The sequence below is a fragment of the Mycobacterium heidelbergense genome (assembly GCF_050205645.1).
GTDB lineage: Bacteria > Actinomycetota > Actinomycetes > Mycobacteriales > Mycobacteriaceae > Mycobacterium > Mycobacterium heidelbergense_A.
Window position 1 is genome coordinate 188,974 of the sequence record NZ_JBNMQT010000004.1, and the last position, 14,845, is coordinate 203,818.

The window sequence follows — 14,845 nt, forward strand, 5'->3', positions numbered from 1 at the left end:
CGGAAGTCCTTGTGTCGAAGTCGTTTTCGGCTAGAACGTAACGCCGCCGATCAAGTAGTCGGTGAAGTCGGGATCGCAGTCGATGGGCGGCAGCTTGTCGAGGATGCGTTGTACGCAAGGATCACCGAGCAGCGCTCTGACTTCGTCGTTGTCGGTGGGATCAATGCCCAACCTACGCAAGAACGCGAGGAAATCGGCCATCACGGAGGGGATTTCGCGGATGCGCCCTTCCGACCACAGTTGTGCATATCGGTCGCCGGATTGGACCCATTCGGGTGAGTTGAACACACCGTGCTGCACGAGCGTGTTCTTGCTGGACTCCATCGCGGCTTTGAGCAGCGAGATGAACACCGCTGCGCATTCAGGCTCGCCGCGCATCACCTCTTTCAGCTTGCGAAACCAGTCCGCCCAGCAGCGCGCGACGCTGTCGTCGACGGGACGGCTGGTGAAATCGTCGTTGATGTGATGCGGGTTGACACGCCATACCTTGACGTCGTCGATGCGCCCGGCGAACGGCCTGTCGTATACGCCGCCGGGCGCCCGACGATTTCCGATCGTCACACGTTGCCCGGCCGGCGCGAGGTAGCCGAACGTCTTGAACTCCCGGATGGTCGCACCGTTGAGCGTGAACTCGGCGCGGGCCACACCGTCGTACGTGTAGCCCACGGTGATCCATTCACCGACCGGGACGACGTCTCCTGCGTCTCCCGTCTTGTACCCGCCGCCCCCGCCGGACGCGACGCTGAAACCCGCTGCCATATCGCCGTCGAAGAGACTCAAACCGAAACAGTCACTGCCGATCAGCGGACCGCCCGAGAACTCGTCGCAGATGCAGACGACCTCGACGCGAACGCCCGACATCGGCCGCCACACGCTTGTCACCGGTACGTCGATGTGGCTGTTCGGGCTCCGGTGCGTCACGACGGCTCCTGAACCTTCCGACGCCCCATCCCGCAGGAAGTCGCCGTCGGGAATGTGGACGGCGACTCCGTGACTGCCTCTGCGTGGCGACTGGTCGAAGACGACGCCGGGTGCACCGGTGTAGCTGTGGTGAAGGATCAGTTCCCAAAGTTCAGCCATGATTGCCTTCGCTGTCATCGCCCGCCCCAACCAGGATTTGACGCTACTGCAAACTTTCGCTCGGGGACGCGAATCGGCGGTGGTCCGCCAATTTGATGTCCGCTAGTCGGCCGGCGGGGCGGCGGGCAGCAGCAGCTTGCGCAGGTCTTCCTCCACCTCCGTGACCGCGACGAAGAGCAGTTCGTCGCCGCCCTCCAGCGGCTCGTCGGCCTCCGGCACGATGACCCGCGGCCCGCGCAGGATCGTCACCAGCGCGGCATCCCGGGGCAGCTGCAACCGCCGCACCGGCTTGCCGCCCCACGGTGTGTCGTCGGGCAGGGTGATCTCGACCAGGTTCGCCTGACCCTTGCGGAACTCCATCAACCGCACCAGATCGCCGACGGCGACGGCCTCCTCGATCAGCGAGGCCAGCATCCGCGGGGTGGACACCGCCACGTCCACGCCCCAGGCGTCGGTGAACAGCCATTCATTGCGGGGATCGTTGACCCGGGCCACCACGCGGGGCACCGCGAACTCGGTCTTGGCCAGCAGGCTGAGCACCACGTTGACCTTGTCGTCGCCGGTCGCGGCGACCACGACGTCGAAATCCTCCAGGTGGGCCGACTCCAGCAGGCTCAGCTCGCAGGCGTCGCCCAGCCGCCAGTGCGCGGCCGGGATGGCGTCGACGTCGACGTGTTCGGGGTTGCGCTCGATCAGCGTCACGTCGTGCCCGTTGCCGATCAGCTCGCGGGTGACCGAGCGGCCCACGGCGCCCGCGCCGGCGACGACTACCTTCATCGGCCCGCTCCCGCTTCGAGGTCCTCACCGGGCGGCAACGCGGCGATGGCCACCGCCTCGGCGGCGCGGCCGGATATCGCGGCGATGTAGACCTGATCGCCGGCCTGGATGATGGTCTTGGGCTCCGGTAACACGCCGGTTCCGAACCGGATCAGGAACGCGACCCGCGCGCCGGTGGCCTGCTCCAGATCGGTGGCCCGATGTCCCACCCAGTCCTCGTGCAAGACCACCTCAGAGACGACGACCGTGCCGGTCGGATCGCGCCATTTGGCGGTCTCGCTCTCCCGGGTCAGCGCGTTGAGCAGCCGATCGGTGGTCCACGGCACGGTGGCGATCGTCGGGATGCCGAGGCGTTCGTAGACCTCGGCGCGTTTGGCGTCGTAGATCCGGGCGACGACCCGGTTGACGCCGAACGTCTCGCGGGCCAACCGGGCCGAGATGATATTGGAGTTGTCGCCGGACGACACCGCGGCGAAGGCGTCGGCCTCCTCGATGCCGGCCCTCAGCAGGACATCCCGGTCGAACCCCTGGCCCAGGACGCGCTCCCCGGCGAACTCCGGGCTCAGCCGGTTGAAGGCGGCGCTGTCGCGGTCGATGACCGCGACGTCGTGGCCGATCCGGGACAGGCCGTCGGCCAGTGACGAGCCCACCCGGCCGCAGCCCATCACAACCACCCGCACTTGAGGTCCTCTCGGCTGGGTCTGCATGCGTTACTTCTCGCCTAGGGAACGCTACCGGCAAACCCGGGTGGGCTTACCCTTGGCTCTCGTGTCCAAACTTTCAACAGCCGCGCGCCGGTTGCTGATCGGCCGGCCGTTTCGCAGCGACCGGCTGAGTCACACGCTACTGCCCAAGCGGATCGCCCTGCCGGTGTTCGCCTCCGACGCCCTGTCCTCGGTGGCGTATGCACCCGAGGAGGTCTTCCTCATGCTCTCGGTGGCCGGCGTGACCGCCTACGCGCTGACGCCGTGGATCGGCCTTGCGGTGGCCGCGGTCATGTTGGTCGTGGTGGCCAGCTACCGGCAGAACGTGCATGCCTACCCGTCGGGCGGTGGCGACTACGAGGTGGTCACCACCAACCTCGGCGACACCGCCGGCCTCGTGGTGGCCAGCGCCCTGATGGTGGATTACGTTCTCACCGTTGCCGTTTCGACGGCGTCGGCGATGTCGAACATCGGTTCGGCGATCCCGATCGTGGCCCACCACAGGGTGCTCTTCTGCGTGGCCGCCATCCTGCTCGTGATGGCCCTGAACCTGCGCGGCGTTCGCGAGTCCGGGCTCGCTTTCGCGATCCCGACCTACGCGTTCATCATCGGCGTCCTCGTCATGATCGGCTGGGGTCTGTTCCGGATCTTCGTGCTGGGCAATCCGCTGCGGGCCGAGTCCGCCGGTTTCCAGATGCACGCCGAGCACGGCCAGATCGTCGGGTTCGCTTTGGCGTTCCTGGTGGCGCGGTCGTTCTCCTCCGGGTGCGCGGCGCTGACCGGTGTCGAGGCCATCAGCAACGGGGTGCCCGCGTTCCAGAAACCCAAGTCGCGCAACGCGGCGACGACCCTGCTGATGCTCGGCGGGATCGCGGTGACCCTGCTGATGGGCATCATCGTGTTGGCCCAGCAGATCGGGGTCAAGCTCGTCGAGGATCCCGCAAGGCAGCTGACCGGCGCGCCGCCGAACTACTACCAGAAGACGTTGGTCACGCAGCTGGCCGAAACGGTGTTCGGCAGCTTTCACATCGGGTTTCTGCTCATTGCCACGGTGACCGCGCTGATCCTGGTGCTGGCGGCCAACACCGCCTTCAATGGGTTCCCCGTGCTCGGCTCGATTCTGGCGCAGCACAGCTACCTGCCGCGCCAATTGCACACCCGCGGAGACAGATTGGCGTTCTCCAACGGAATCCTGTTCCTGTCCGGGGCGGCGCTGTTGGCGATCGTCGCGTTCCGCGGCGAGGTCACCGCGCTGATCCAGCTGTACATCGTCGGCGTGTTCATTTCGTTCACGCTGAGCCAGATCGGCATGGTTCGGCACTGGACCCGGCTGCTGCGCACCGAGACCGATCCGCGCGTCCGGCGCAAGATGATGCGGTCGCGGATCGTCAACACGGTCGGATTGCTGTCCACCGGCGCCGTGTTGTTGGTCGTCCTCGTCACGAAGTTCGTCGCCGGGGCGTGGATCGCCCTGTTCGCGATGAGCCTGCTGTTCATCATCATGAAAATGATTCACCGCCACTACCACACCGTCGGCCGGGAGCTGGAGGAGCAGGCGGCCGCCCAACACGACGTGGTGTTGCCCAGCCGCAACCACGCGCTGGTGCTGGTGTCGAAGTTGCACCTGCCCACCCTGCGCGCGCTGGCCTACGCGCGTGCGACTCGCCCGGATGTGCTCGAGGCGCTGACGGTCAGCGTCGATGACGCGGAAACCCGCGACCTGGTGCACAAGTGGGAGGACAGCGAAATCAGTGTGCCGCTGAAGGTGATCGCCTCTCCCTATCGTGAAATCACCCGTCCCGTACTCGATTACGTCAAACGGGTCAGCAAGGAGTCGCCGCGGACGGTGGTCACCGTGTTCATCCCCGAGTATGTGGTGGGCCACTGGTGGGAGCAGGTGCTGCACAACCAGAGCGCGCTGCGCCTCAAGGGCCGGCTGCTGTTCATGCCCAACGTCATGGTCACTTCCGTTCCCTGGCAACTGACTTCGTCCGAGCGGCTCAAGGCGTTTCAACCGCACGCGGCACCCGGCGACGCTCGTCGCGGAATCTTCGATTGAGCACCGAAGGCCAGCGCGCCGAACTCACGCTGGACACCGGAGCCCCCGCCAACGGCGGCAGCTGCGTGGCGCACCACGAAGGGCGGGTGGTGTTCGTCCGCTATGCGCTGCCCGGCGAGCGGGTTCGGGTGCGCGTCACGGCGGATCGCGGATCGTATTGGCACGCAGAGGTTGTCGAGGTGATCGAGCCATCGGCCGACCGGATCGAGTCACTGTGCCCGATCGCCGGGGTGGACGGCGCCGGCTGCTGCGATCTGGCGTTCACCCGCCCGGAGGCGGCCCGCGCGCTCAAGGCGCACGTCGTGGCCAATCAGCTCCAGCGCCTCGGCGGATACAGCTGGAGCGGTGAGGCCCAACCGCTCTCGGAGCGCGGCCCCACCGGTTGGCGCACCCGGGTCCGGCTCGAGGTTGGCGCAGATTGTCGCCCCGGCTTCCACCGCTACCACAGCGACGAGCTGGTGACCGACCTGCGCTGCGCGCAGCTGCCCGCCGGGATGCTGGACGGTCTGAGTGAGCCCGACTGGCCGCCCGGCGCCCAGCTGCAGGTGGCCGTCGACGACGACGGCGAGCGCCATGTGGTGTGCACGGTGCGGCAGGGCAAGCGGACCGCGACCAACGTGGTGCAGGGTAGTTACGAGGCGGTGCAGCGGGTGGGTGCGCGGAGCTGGCGGGTGCCGGTCACGGCGTTCTGGCAGGCGCACCGGGACGCGGCGGGGGTCTACAGCGGCCTGGTCACCGACTGGGCGCAACCCGCCGCCGGCATGACGGTATGGGATCTCTACGGCGGCGCGGGCGTCTTCGCCGCGGCGCTGGCCGACGCGGTGGGGGAGTCCGGGCGGGTGCTGACGGTCGACACCTCCCGCGCGGGGACGCGGGCCGCCCGGGCCGCGCTGGCCGACCTGCCCCAGGTCGACGTCGTCACCGATTCGGTGCGCCGCGCGCTGACCGCACAACGCTCCGGCGCCTCAACAGCAGATGTCGCGGTGCTGGATCCGCCGCGGTCGGGCGCCGGGCGCGAGGTCGTCGACCTGCTGGCCGCCGCCGCGGTGCGCCGGGTGGTGCACATCGGCTGTGAGGCAGCGTCTTTCGCGCGCGATATCGGGCTGTACCTCGGCCACGGTTACCGCGTGGAGAAGATCACCGTGTTCGACGCTTTCCCGTTGACCCATCACAGCGAATGCGTGGCGCTGCTGACGCGCGGCTAGCTCAGCACGAAATACCGCAACCACAGATATAGCGCGGCCAGTGCGGCGGAGATCGCGGTGACGACCGCGCCCTTGCGGGTGAATTCCCAGAAGGAAATCGGATTGTCCCCGCGCGCGGCGATTCCCAAGACGATGACATTGGCGCTGGCGCCCACGGCGGTGAGGTTGCCGCCGAAATCGGTGCCTATCGCAAGGGCCCACCACAAGACACCCGGATTGATGTGGTCCCCCAGCGCCGGCACCAAACCCGCGACGATCGGTGCCATCGTCGCGGCGTACGGCACGTTGTTGACGAATCCACTGATCACTAGCGACGCGGCGAGGATCACCACGGTCGCTATCAATGTGTTGCCGCCGGTCGCGGTTATCGCCAGATGTGCCAGGTTCTTGACGACGCCCGTCTTCACCAAAGCCCCGACCATGATGAATAGCCCGGCAAAGAACAGCAGCGTTTCCCATTCGACGCTGGACAGGTAGTCGGAATGCTCCAGCTTGGAGACCACGATCAGGATGCCGGCGCCCAACAACGCCACGATGGAAGGCTCCATATGCACCCACGAGTGGGCAATGAACGCCGCGAACACCGCCACCAACACGACGCCGCAGGCGATGAGCAGCCTGCGATCGCGAATGGCCTCCTTCTCTTCCAACAACATGACCTCGGCGACCCGGTCGGGGTCGACCGTGAACGAACCGCGAAACAGGCGAGGTAGCAACGCGATTAGGACCGCCATCACGATGATCACGATCGGTGCCAGGTGAATCAGGAAGTCGTTGAACGTGAGCCCGGCCTTGCTGGCGATGATGATGTTCGGCGGGTCGCCGATCAACGTCGCCGTGCCGCCGATGTTCGACGCGAACGCTTCAGCCATCAAAAACGGCGCGGCATTGATCGCCAGACGGTCACACACCAAGAGGGTTACCGGGGCGATCAGCAACACCGTGGTGACGTTGTCCAGCAGGGCCGACGCGATCGCGGTGACCAGCACCAGCAGGATCATGACGCGCAACGGAGAACCACGGGCTCGTTTGGCGGACCAGATCGCGACGTACTCGAATACGCCGGTCTGGCGTAGCACGCTGACGATGATCATCATGCCTAGAAGCAAAAAGATGACGTCCCAATCGATTCCGGTCTCGTGGGAATAGAAGACGTCAGCGGAATTGATGATTGGCAAGGTGACCACGATCGCGGCTCCGACCAACGCCACCAGTGTCTTGTTGACCCGGTCGCTGGCGATCAGCGCATAGGCCACGACGAACACGACGACCGCGATGACGCTCATCGAATGTCCTGTTTGCTCAAGGGCTTGGGGGTATCAGTGTTTCAGTGCCGCGGCCAGTAAACGCGATGCCGTAATGACACCGACCAACGTCTTGTCTTTGACCACCGCGATCAGCGGGCTGCGCAGCCGCGCCATCATCGCGGCGACTTCGATGATGGTGTCGTCCGCGTCGGCGAACGGGACGTCGGTCAGGTGGTCCGGCAGGACGTCGCGCACCGTCTTGCCGCCCAGCTTCTCCGCGGCACGGTCGGCCATGGATTCGTTGAGCACGCCGGCCAGCGAGGGGTCGTCCTGCACGTAGCGGGGCACGATGAACCGCACCACTTGGGACGCCGGCAACACCGCGAAGGGTTTTCCGGCGGCATCGGTCACGACGATCCCGGGCAGGCGGTGCTCGGCGAGCAGGCGGGCGGCGTCCAGCGCGCCGGAGTCGACTGTGACGACCGGGAAGTCCTCGGTGAGTTCCGCGGCGCGCATAGTGCAGACAATACGTCGGGGCGCCGCGGCGAGAACTAGTGATCCAGCGGCCGCTGCGTAGACTAACGGGATGCTGGAACAGATCCGCGGGCCCGCTGATCTGCAGCACCTTTCCCAACAGCAGCTCCGCGATCTGGCCGGCGAGATTCGCGAGTTCCTGATACACAAGGTCGCTGCCACCGGGGGGCACTTGGGGCCGAACCTGGGCGTCGTCGAGCTGACCCTGGCCCTGCACCGGGTGTTCGACTCGCCGCACGACCCGATCATCTTCGACACCGGCCACCAGGCCTACGTCCACAAGATGCTGACTGGGCGCTGCCACGACTTCGAGACCCTGCGCAAGAAGGGCGGGCTGTCGGGGTATCCATCGCGCGCCGAGAGTGAACACGACTGGGTGGAGTCCAGCCACGCCAGCGCCGCGTTGTCGTACGCCGACGGCCTGGCCAAGGCGTTCGAGTTGTCCGGGCACCGCAACCGGCACGTGGTCGCCGTGGTCGGCGACGGCGCGCTCACCGGGGGCATGTGCTGGGAGGCGCTGAACAACATCGCCGCGACACGGCGTCCGGTGATCATCGTGGTCAACGACAACGGCCGCAGCTACGCGCCCACCATCGGCGGTGTCGCCGACCACCTGGCCTCGCTGCGGCTGCAGCCGGCCTATGAACAGATGCTGGAAAAGGGCCGCGACGTGGTGCGCTCGATGCCGCTTTTCGGCAAGATCGCCTATCGCTTCATGCATAGCGTCAAGGCCGGCATCAAGGACTCGCTGTCGCCGCAGCTGCTGTTCACCGACCTCGGGCTGAAGTACGTCGGCCCGGTCGACGGTCACGACGAGCGCGCGGTGGAGGCGGCGCTGCGCCATGCCCGCGGCTTCGGGGGCCCGGTGATCGTGCACGTCGTGACCCGCAAGGGCATGGGGTACGCCCCGGCCGAAGCCGACGAGGCCGAGCAGATGCACTCGACCGTCCCGATCGACCCGGCAACGGGACGGGTCACCAAGATCGCCGGCCCGGGCTGGACCAAGGTCTTCGCCGACGCGCTGATCGAGTACGCCAAGCAGCGGCGCGACGTCGTGGCGATCACCGCGGCGATGCCCGGCCCCACCGGGCTGACGGCGTTCGGGCAACGCTTCCCGGACCGGTTGTTCGACGTCGGCATCGCCGAGCAGCACGCGATGACGTCGGCGGCCGGGCTCGCGATGGGCGGCATGCACCCCGTGGTCGCGATTTATTCGACGTTCCTGAACCGGGCCTTCGACCAGATCATGATGGACGTGGCGCTGCACAGGCTGCCGGTCACCATGGTGCTGGACCGGGCCGGGATCACCGGTTCGGACGGCGCCAGCCACAACGGCATGTGGGATTTGTCGATGCTGGGCATCGTTCCCGGCATGCGGGTGGCCGCGCCCCGCGACGCCACCCGGTTGCGTGAGGAACTCGGTGAGGCGCTCGACGTCGGCGACGGGCCCACGGCGATCCGGTTCCCCAAAGGCGATGTGGGCGAAGACATTCCGGCCCTGGAGCGCCGATCAGGCGTCGACGTTCTCGCCGTGCCGGCCGCAGGGTCGAACCACGACGTGTTGTTGGTGGCCGTCGGCGCCTTCGCGCCGATGGCGCTGGAGGTGGCCAAGCGGTTACACAACCAGGGGATCGGCGTGACGGTGATCGACCCGCGTTGGGTGCTGCCCGTGTCCGACGGTGTCCTCGAGCTGGCGGCGCAGCACAAGCTGGTCGTCACGTGTGAGGACAACGGCGTCAACGGCGGTGTGGGTTCGGCGGTTTCGGCCGCGTTGCGGCGGGCGGACATCGACGTCCCGTGCCGTGACGTCGGATTGCCGCAGGAGTTCTACGAGCACGCCTCGCGGGGCGAGGTGCTGGCCGATCTGGGGCTGACCGACCAGGACGTGGCCCGCCGCATCACCGGTTGGGTTGCCGCGCTGGGCAGCTCGCTGACCGAAGCCGAGATCCGCGAGCACCTCGACTAAGCGCCGGCACCGCCCGGGTCCGCCGGCGGCCGCAGGGCCTCCGCTAGCGCGGGGTCCACGAGCTCGCGCTGCCAGGTCCGGGCGTGGCCGGCGCACAGGAACCCGTCGACGGCGTCGAGCGGGTCGGCCGCGCCCTGCTGGATGTCCTGCCAGTCCCAGCACAGTCGTCGCACCAGGTCGGGTGAGACCAGGTTCTCGGTGGGAACGTGGACGCGCTCCGAGACCTCCGACAGTGCCGCCCGGGCCGCCTCCAGCCGGGCGGCGGCCTCGGGTTTGCGTCGGCTCCAGCGCGCCGGCGGGGGTGGCCCGTTGGGTGGCTCGACGTCGTCGTCGGGATTTCGGTTTTCCCGGGCCGCCTCCAGCGCCGCCAGCCACGTCGCGGCGCTGCGCCGCTGGTTGCGCCCGCCGAACACGGGCAGGGCCACCAGGTCGTCGACCGTCTTCGGATCGGCGAGGGCGGCGTCGATGATGGCCGAGTCCGGCAGGATGCGCCGGGGCGCGATGTCGCGGCGCGCGGCGATGCGGTCGCGGGTGGTCCACAGTTCGCGAACCGCGGCCAGGGCGCGCGGGTCACGCACCCGATGGATCCCCGAGGTGCGCCGCCAGCGGTCGCGTCGCGACGCCGGCGTCTCCCTGAGGCCTTCGCTGCGCAGGTAGTCGAATTCCTGTGCGGCCCAATCGGTTTTGCCCTCTTGGGCCAAGACGTCGGCGATCGATGCGCGCAGTTCGATGAGCAGTTCCACGTCGAGCGCGGCGTAGTTCAGCCATTCGGCGGGCAGCGGTCGCTTGGACCAGTCGGCCGCGCCGTGGCCCTTGGCCAGCCCCAGGCCCAGCAACCGCTGCACCATCGTCGCCAGGTTCACCCGCTCGAAGCCGGCCAGCCGCCCGGCCAGCTCGGTGTCGTACAGCGCCGGCGGCCGCATCCCGACCTCGGCCAGGCACGGCAGATCCTGATCGGCGGCGTGCAGGATCCACTCGTCGCTTGCGAGCACCTCGGCGACGGGGCGCAGCGCGGCCACCGGGTCCGCGCCGTGGCTGACCGGGTCGATGAGCACGGTGCCGGCCCCGGCCCGCCGGACCTGAATCAAGTAGGCGCGATTGGAGTAGCGGAAACCCGACGCGCGCTCGGCGTCGACGGCGAACGGCCCGCGACCGGCCTCCAGGCGCCGCGCGGCCGCCTTGATCTCGGCGACGGTGACGGAAAGGTCGGGGAGCCCGTCGGTGGGGTGCAGCAGCGGCGTGGGGGTGGGTTCGGTGCCGCCGGGCGCATCGGCCGGGGGTTCGCCCATGTCAGGCGCGTGACCGGGAGCCCAGGTCGGTGACTCCGGTCGGTGGTAGGCCCGCGGCGTGCTCCAGCACATCGCAGAATGCCTCGACGTGGACTCCGACCCCCGGGTCGGTCGCCGTCCAGGATGCCCGCAGCTCCAGCTGGTGGGCGCGCGGCGGTCCGGAGATGTCGCCGTAGCGAACCGACGTGGTGGCGGTGACGGTGCCGCCGAGGGCCGTGACGTTGTCGGTGTGGGATTCCAGCGCATCGACCAGCCAGCTCCACGCCACCTCCGGCAGCAGGGGATCGACGGCCTCGCTGGGGTCCAGGTCGGCCTGGATGTAGGCGACGAGGCGGATAGTGCCGTCCCACGCGTCGGCGCCGTCCGGGTCGTACAACAGGATCAGCCGGCCAAAGGCGTCGCCCTCGGAGCGCTCGGGGACAACCTCGAGGTCGGGGTGCTTGACCTCGGCCCCCAGCGCGTAGCTGAAGGGCGCCAGGCGCTGCGGCGGCCGAATGGGGCCCAGCTCGATTTCCGCCCGCGCGGTCACGGCGTTCATCGCCGCCACCGCCTCGCGGAATGGGGCCGGTTCAGCAGAGGTCACAGCGTTTGACGGTAGACCTACCCCTCGACACGCCGAAACAGGCGCGCCGATTCCCGCGCGCGTCGCGACCAACCCGTTACCAGCCCGCATTGCGCCTGCTCAGCCGCCAGTTCCGCCGGAAAATCGCGCCGGACGCTTCTCGCGATGCGCGGCGAGGCCTTCCCGCACGTCGGGGCCGCTGAAACTGAGAAATTCCAGGCCAAGCGACGTTTCGAAGGTGGGAGCGAACATGCGGTACCAATGGTTGAGGCTGTGTTTGGTCCAGCGAATCGCGTGTTGGGCGCCCTGCGCCAGGTTCTCGGCGAGGCGGGTCGCGGTCGGCAGGACATCGTCGTCGTCGACGCAGGTGGAGACCAGGCCGATGCGTTCGGCCTCCTCGCCGAGCAGGGTCTCGCAGGTGAGCAGGTAGTACTTCGCCTTGGCCATGCCGACCAGCAGCGGCCAGCAGATCGCGGCGTGGTCGCCGGCCGCTACCCCGAGTTTGGTGTGCCCGTCGATGATTTTCGCGGTCCGGCCCGCCACCGAGATGTCGGCGAGCAACGCCACCACCAGGCCGGCGCCGACGGCCGGGCCGCGGATCGCCGAGACCACCGGCTTGTCGAAGTTGACCATGTTGAGCACCAGATCGCGGGCCTCCCGCATGATGCGGATCCGGCCCTCGAATTCGCCCATGGTTTCCTCGATCAGGTCGAAGCTGCCGCCCGACGAGAACGCCTTGCCCTCACCGCGGACCAGCACGACGCGCACGTCGGGGTCGCGGTCGATCACCGGCCAGATGTCGGCGAGGTCGCGGTGCATCTGCGGCCCGACCGAATTCAGCCCGGGTGCGTCGAGAACCAGCGTCAGCACCCCGTTCTCGCCGGTTTCGCACCGAAGGCTGGGGAAGTCCCCGTAGTTGACTGGCATCGGCTTGATGTTACGCAAGCGAATGCCGGGCCTCGTGGCAGCATTGAGGCCAATGAAGGACCCCGACCACCCCGCGCGCGCTCGTCGCGAGCTTCCCGAGTCGCCGTACCTGGCCGCCGTCACCGGGCGCAAACCCAACCGGGTGCCGGTGTGGTTCATGCGGCAGGCCGGCCGCTCGCTGCCCGAATACCGGGCGCTGCGCGAGCGACACAGCATGCTGGCGGCCTGTTTCGAGCCCGAGGTGGCCTGCGAGATCACCCTGCAGCCGATACGCCGCTACGGCGTCGACGCGGCGATCCTGTTCTCCGACATCGTGGTGCCGCTGCGCGCGGCGGGTGTCGATCTGGACATCGTCACCGACGTCGGCCCGGTGATCGCGCACCCGGTGCGCACCGACGCCGACATCGCCGCCATGAAACCGCTTGAGCCACAAGCGATTCAGCCGGTGTGTGACGCGGTGTCGCTGCTGGTTGACGCGCTGGGCGACGTTCCGCTGATCGGTTTCGCCGGCGCGCCGTTCACGTTGGCGTCCTATCTGGTCGAGGGTGGCCCGAGCCGCAACCACCCCCGCACCAAGGCGATGATGCTGGCCGAACCCACGAGCTGGCACGCATTGATGTCGAAGCTGACCGATCTGACCATCGCCTTCCTGCGCGGCCAGATCGATGCCGGGGTGGACGCGATCCAGGTGTTCGACTCGTGGGCGGGCACCCTGTCGCTGGCCGACTACCGCCAATACGTGCTACCGCACAGCTCGCGGGTGTTCGCCACCCTGTCCGAATGCGGCGTGCCGATGACGCACTTCGGGGTCGGAACCGCCGAGTTGCTGGGCGCGATGTCGGCGGCCGGGGCAAACGCCGTCGGGGTGGACTGGCGAACCGCGCTGGCCGACGCCGCCACCCGCGTCGAACCCGGCACCGCGCTGCAGGGCAACCTTGATCCGGTGGTGCTGCTGGCCGGCTGGCCGGTGACCGAACGCGCCGCACGGGCCGTCGTCGACGACGGGCGCCGGGCCGTCGACGCGGGCGCCGCGGGCCACGTGTTCAACCTCGGTCACGGGGTGCTGCCGGAGACCGACCCCGGCGTACTGACCGAGCTGGTGGCGCTGGTCCACTCGCTATGACGCGCTCGTATTGTGTTGTGGGCGGCGGGATTTCGGGACTGACCGCGGCCTACCGGCTGCGCGCGGCGGCCGGTGATGACGCGGCGATCACGCTGTTCGATCCGGCCGAGAACCTCGGCGGGGTGCTGCGCACCGAGCTGGTGGCCGGACGGCCGATGGACGTGGGGGCCGAAGCGTTCGTGCGGCGCCGGCCCGAGATGCCGGCGCTGCTGGCTGAGCTGGGCCTGTCGGGGCGCCAGCTGACCACCACCGGCGCCCGGCCCTTGATCTACAGCGCCCACGAGCTGCACCCGCTGCCGACGGCCGCGGTCGTCGGGATCCCATCGTCGGGGTCCTCGCTGGCCGGGCTGGTCGACGACGCCACCGTCGCGCGCATCGACGCCGAACCTGACCACCCCCTCGGATGGCAACCGGGCGGCGACCCCGCGGTGGCCGAATTGGTCGGCGACCGGTTCGGCCAACAGACCGTGGCCCGGTCGGTGGACCCGCTGCTGGGCGGGGTGTACGCGGGCTCGGCGGCGACGATCGGGCTGCGCGCGGCGGCGCCGACCGTGGCGGCGGCGCTGGACCGCGGCGCGACCAGCCTGACCGACGCGGTCCGGCAGGGGTTGCCGCCGGCGAGCGACGCGCCCGTGTTCGGCGCGCTCGACGGCGGCTATCGGGTGCTGATCGACGAGCTGGTCGAGCGCGCCCGGCCGCGGTGGGTCCGAGCCGGGGTGGACCGGTTCGAACGGGCCGGCCGTGGCTGGGCCCTGCTCGACGACACCGGCGCTTCCTGGCACGCCGACGCGGTGATCCTCGCGGTTCCGGCGCCGCGGGCGGCGCGTCTGCTGGCCGAGGTCGCCCCGCGCAGCGGCGTCGCCGCGGGCCGGATCGGCAGCGCGTCGTCGGCGGTGGTGGCGCTGGCGGTGCCGGGCAGCACGCCGCTTCCCGAGTGCTCTGGGGTGCTGGTCGCCAGCGGCGAGCGCCTGCACGCCAAGGCGCTGACGCTGTCGTCGCGCAAGTGGGGGATCGCGGGCGACACGCAGTTCCTGCGCCTGTCGTTCGGTCGCTACGGCGACAACCTGGCCTCCAGCGCGTCGGACGAGCAGCTGCTGTCCTGGGCGGTGAGCGACCTGGCCGCCGTGTTCGGCCTGGACGTCGAGCCGCTCGAAGCCCGGGTGCGGCGCTGGATCGACGCGATGCCGCAGTACGGGCCGGGCCACGCCGACGTGGTCGCCGAAGTGCGCGCCGGGCTGCCGCCGACGCTCGCGGTGGCCGGCGGTTACCTCGACGGGATCGGCGTGCCGGCGTGCATCGGCGCGGCGGGCCGCGCGGCCGAGCGCGTCATCAGGGCCGTCGAGGCCGCGGATGCGGAAGTGGCACGATAGGT

Annotated in this window: 13 protein-coding genes; 5 read left to right on the plus strand and 8 right to left on the minus strand. The window is 68.9% G+C overall.

Annotated features, from left to right (window positions below):
• Nucleotides 1-30: 30 nt before the first annotated feature.
• From ACQI5H_RS06150 to ACQI5H_RS06160, 3 genes are all read right to left on the minus strand, one after another.
• Nucleotides 31-1,080 carry a LamG-like jellyroll fold domain-containing protein gene (locus tag ACQI5H_RS06150; RefSeq protein ID WP_427078509.1) on the minus strand — a complete coding sequence of 350 codons (1,050 nt, stop codon included), beginning with the start codon at nt 1,078-1,080 and terminating at the stop codon, nt 31-33.
• A gap of 102 nt (nt 1,081-1,182) precedes the next feature.
• Nucleotides 1,183-1,857 (minus strand): potassium channel family protein, encoded by a 675-nt coding sequence (locus tag ACQI5H_RS06155; protein WP_076122086.1) that lies wholly within the window; start codon nt 1,855-1,857, stop codon nt 1,183-1,185.
• Complete coding sequence (locus ACQI5H_RS06160; RefSeq protein WP_427078510.1) at nt 1,854-2,537, minus strand: potassium channel family protein; 684 nt, start codon at nt 2,535-2,537, stop codon at nt 1,854-1,856. The genes ACQI5H_RS06155 and ACQI5H_RS06160 overlap by 4 nt, the downstream gene beginning before the upstream one ends.
• Before the next feature lie 88 nt (nt 2,538-2,625).
• On the opposite strand from ACQI5H_RS06160, the gene ACQI5H_RS06165 reads away from it, so the two are divergent.
• Both ACQI5H_RS06165 and ACQI5H_RS06170 read left to right on the plus strand, forming a co-directional pair.
• Nucleotides 2,626-4,620: an APC family permease gene (locus tag ACQI5H_RS06165; RefSeq protein WP_427078511.1), complete on the plus strand. Its 1,995-nt coding sequence runs from the start codon at nt 2,626-2,628 to the stop codon at nt 4,618-4,620.
• Nucleotides 4,536-5,825: a class I SAM-dependent RNA methyltransferase gene (locus tag ACQI5H_RS06170; protein WP_427078610.1), complete on the plus strand. Its 1,290-nt coding sequence runs from the start codon at nt 4,536-4,538 to the stop codon at nt 5,823-5,825. The genes ACQI5H_RS06165 and ACQI5H_RS06170 overlap by 85 nt, the downstream gene beginning before the upstream one ends.
• Here ACQI5H_RS06170 and ACQI5H_RS06175 read toward each other — a convergent pair.
• Complete coding sequence (locus ACQI5H_RS06175) at nt 5,822-7,111, minus strand: SLC13 family permease (RefSeq protein ID WP_427078512.1); 1,290 nt, start codon at nt 7,109-7,111, stop codon at nt 5,822-5,824. The genes ACQI5H_RS06170 and ACQI5H_RS06175 overlap by 4 nt on opposite strands.
• Nucleotides 7,112-7,144: 33 nt before the next feature.
• Entirely contained in the window at nt 7,145-7,588 is a 444-nt protein-coding gene (locus ACQI5H_RS06180; RefSeq protein WP_427078513.1) for a CBS domain-containing protein, read from the minus strand.
• 70 nt (nt 7,589-7,658) lie between these two features.
• On the opposite strand from ACQI5H_RS06180, the gene dxs reads away from it, so the two are divergent.
• Nucleotides 7,659-9,572, plus strand: coding sequence for a 1-deoxy-D-xylulose-5-phosphate synthase (gene dxs / locus ACQI5H_RS06185; protein ID WP_427078514.1), 1,914 nt, complete (start codon nt 7,659-7,661; stop codon nt 9,570-9,572).
• Here the strand turns inward: dxs and ACQI5H_RS06190 are convergent.
• The 3 genes from ACQI5H_RS06190 to ACQI5H_RS06200 form a co-directional block, all read right to left on the minus strand.
• Nucleotides 9,569-10,861, minus strand: a complete 1,293-nt coding sequence (locus ACQI5H_RS06190; protein ID WP_427078515.1) for an HRDC domain-containing protein — start codon at nt 10,859-10,861, stop codon at nt 9,569-9,571. The two genes, dxs and ACQI5H_RS06190, sit on opposite strands and share 4 nt — an antisense overlap.
• A gap of 1 nt (nt 10,862) precedes the next feature.
• Entirely contained in the window at nt 10,863-11,399 is a 537-nt protein-coding gene (locus ACQI5H_RS06195; protein WP_427078611.1) for a DUF3000 domain-containing protein, read from the minus strand.
• A gap of 144 nt (nt 11,400-11,543) precedes the next feature.
• Nucleotides 11,544-12,350, minus strand: a complete 807-nt coding sequence (locus ACQI5H_RS06200; RefSeq protein WP_427078516.1) for an enoyl-CoA hydratase/isomerase family protein — start codon at nt 12,348-12,350, stop codon at nt 11,544-11,546.
• 52 nt (nt 12,351-12,402) lie between these two features.
• Here ACQI5H_RS06200 and hemE point away from each other — a divergent pair, with 52 nt between their 5' ends.
• Entirely contained in the window at nt 12,403-13,473 is a 1,071-nt protein-coding gene (hemE, locus tag ACQI5H_RS06205; protein WP_427078517.1) for a uroporphyrinogen decarboxylase, read from the plus strand.
• Nucleotides 13,470-14,843 (plus strand): protoporphyrinogen oxidase, encoded by a 1,374-nt coding sequence (locus ACQI5H_RS06210; protein ID WP_427078518.1) that lies wholly within the window; start codon nt 13,470-13,472, stop codon nt 14,841-14,843. The genes hemE and ACQI5H_RS06210 overlap by 4 nt, the downstream gene beginning before the upstream one ends.
• Nucleotides 14,844-14,845: the final 2 nt, after the last annotated feature.

Bases quoted from the DNA above. Each gene is read 5' to 3' on its own strand.
- dxs (WP_427078514.1), top strand. From the start codon at position 7,659: ATGCTGGAACAGATCCGCGGGCCCGCTGATCTGCAGCACCTTTCCCAA.
- ACQI5H_RS06200 (WP_427078516.1), bottom strand. From the start codon at position 12,350: ATGCCAGTCAACTACGGGGACTTCCCCAGCCTTCGGTGCGAAACCGGC.
- ACQI5H_RS06155 (WP_076122086.1), bottom strand. From the start codon at position 1,857: ATGAAGGTAGTCGTCGCCGGCGCGGGCGCCGTGGGCCGCTCGGTCACC.
- ACQI5H_RS06175 (WP_427078512.1), bottom strand. From the start codon at position 7,111: ATGAGCGTCATCGCGGTCGTCGTGTTCGTCGTGGCCTATGCGCTGATC.
- ACQI5H_RS06150 (WP_427078509.1), bottom strand. From the start codon at position 1,080: ATGGCTGAACTTTGGGAACTGATCCTTCACCACAGCTACACCGGTGCA.
- hemE (WP_427078517.1), top strand. From the start codon at position 12,403: ATGAAGGACCCCGACCACCCCGCGCGCGCTCGTCGCGAGCTTCCCGAG.
- ACQI5H_RS06190 (WP_427078515.1), bottom strand. From the start codon at position 10,861: ATGGGCGAACCCCCGGCCGATGCGCCCGGCGGCACCGAACCCACCCCC.
- ACQI5H_RS06180 (WP_427078513.1), bottom strand. From the start codon at position 7,588: ATGCGCGCCGCGGAACTCACCGAGGACTTCCCGGTCGTCACAGTCGAC.
- ACQI5H_RS06210 (WP_427078518.1), top strand. From the start codon at position 13,470: ATGACGCGCTCGTATTGTGTTGTGGGCGGCGGGATTTCGGGACTGACC.
- ACQI5H_RS06195 (WP_427078611.1), bottom strand. From the start codon at position 11,399: ATGAACGCCGTGACCGCGCGGGCGGAAATCGAGCTGGGCCCCATTCGG.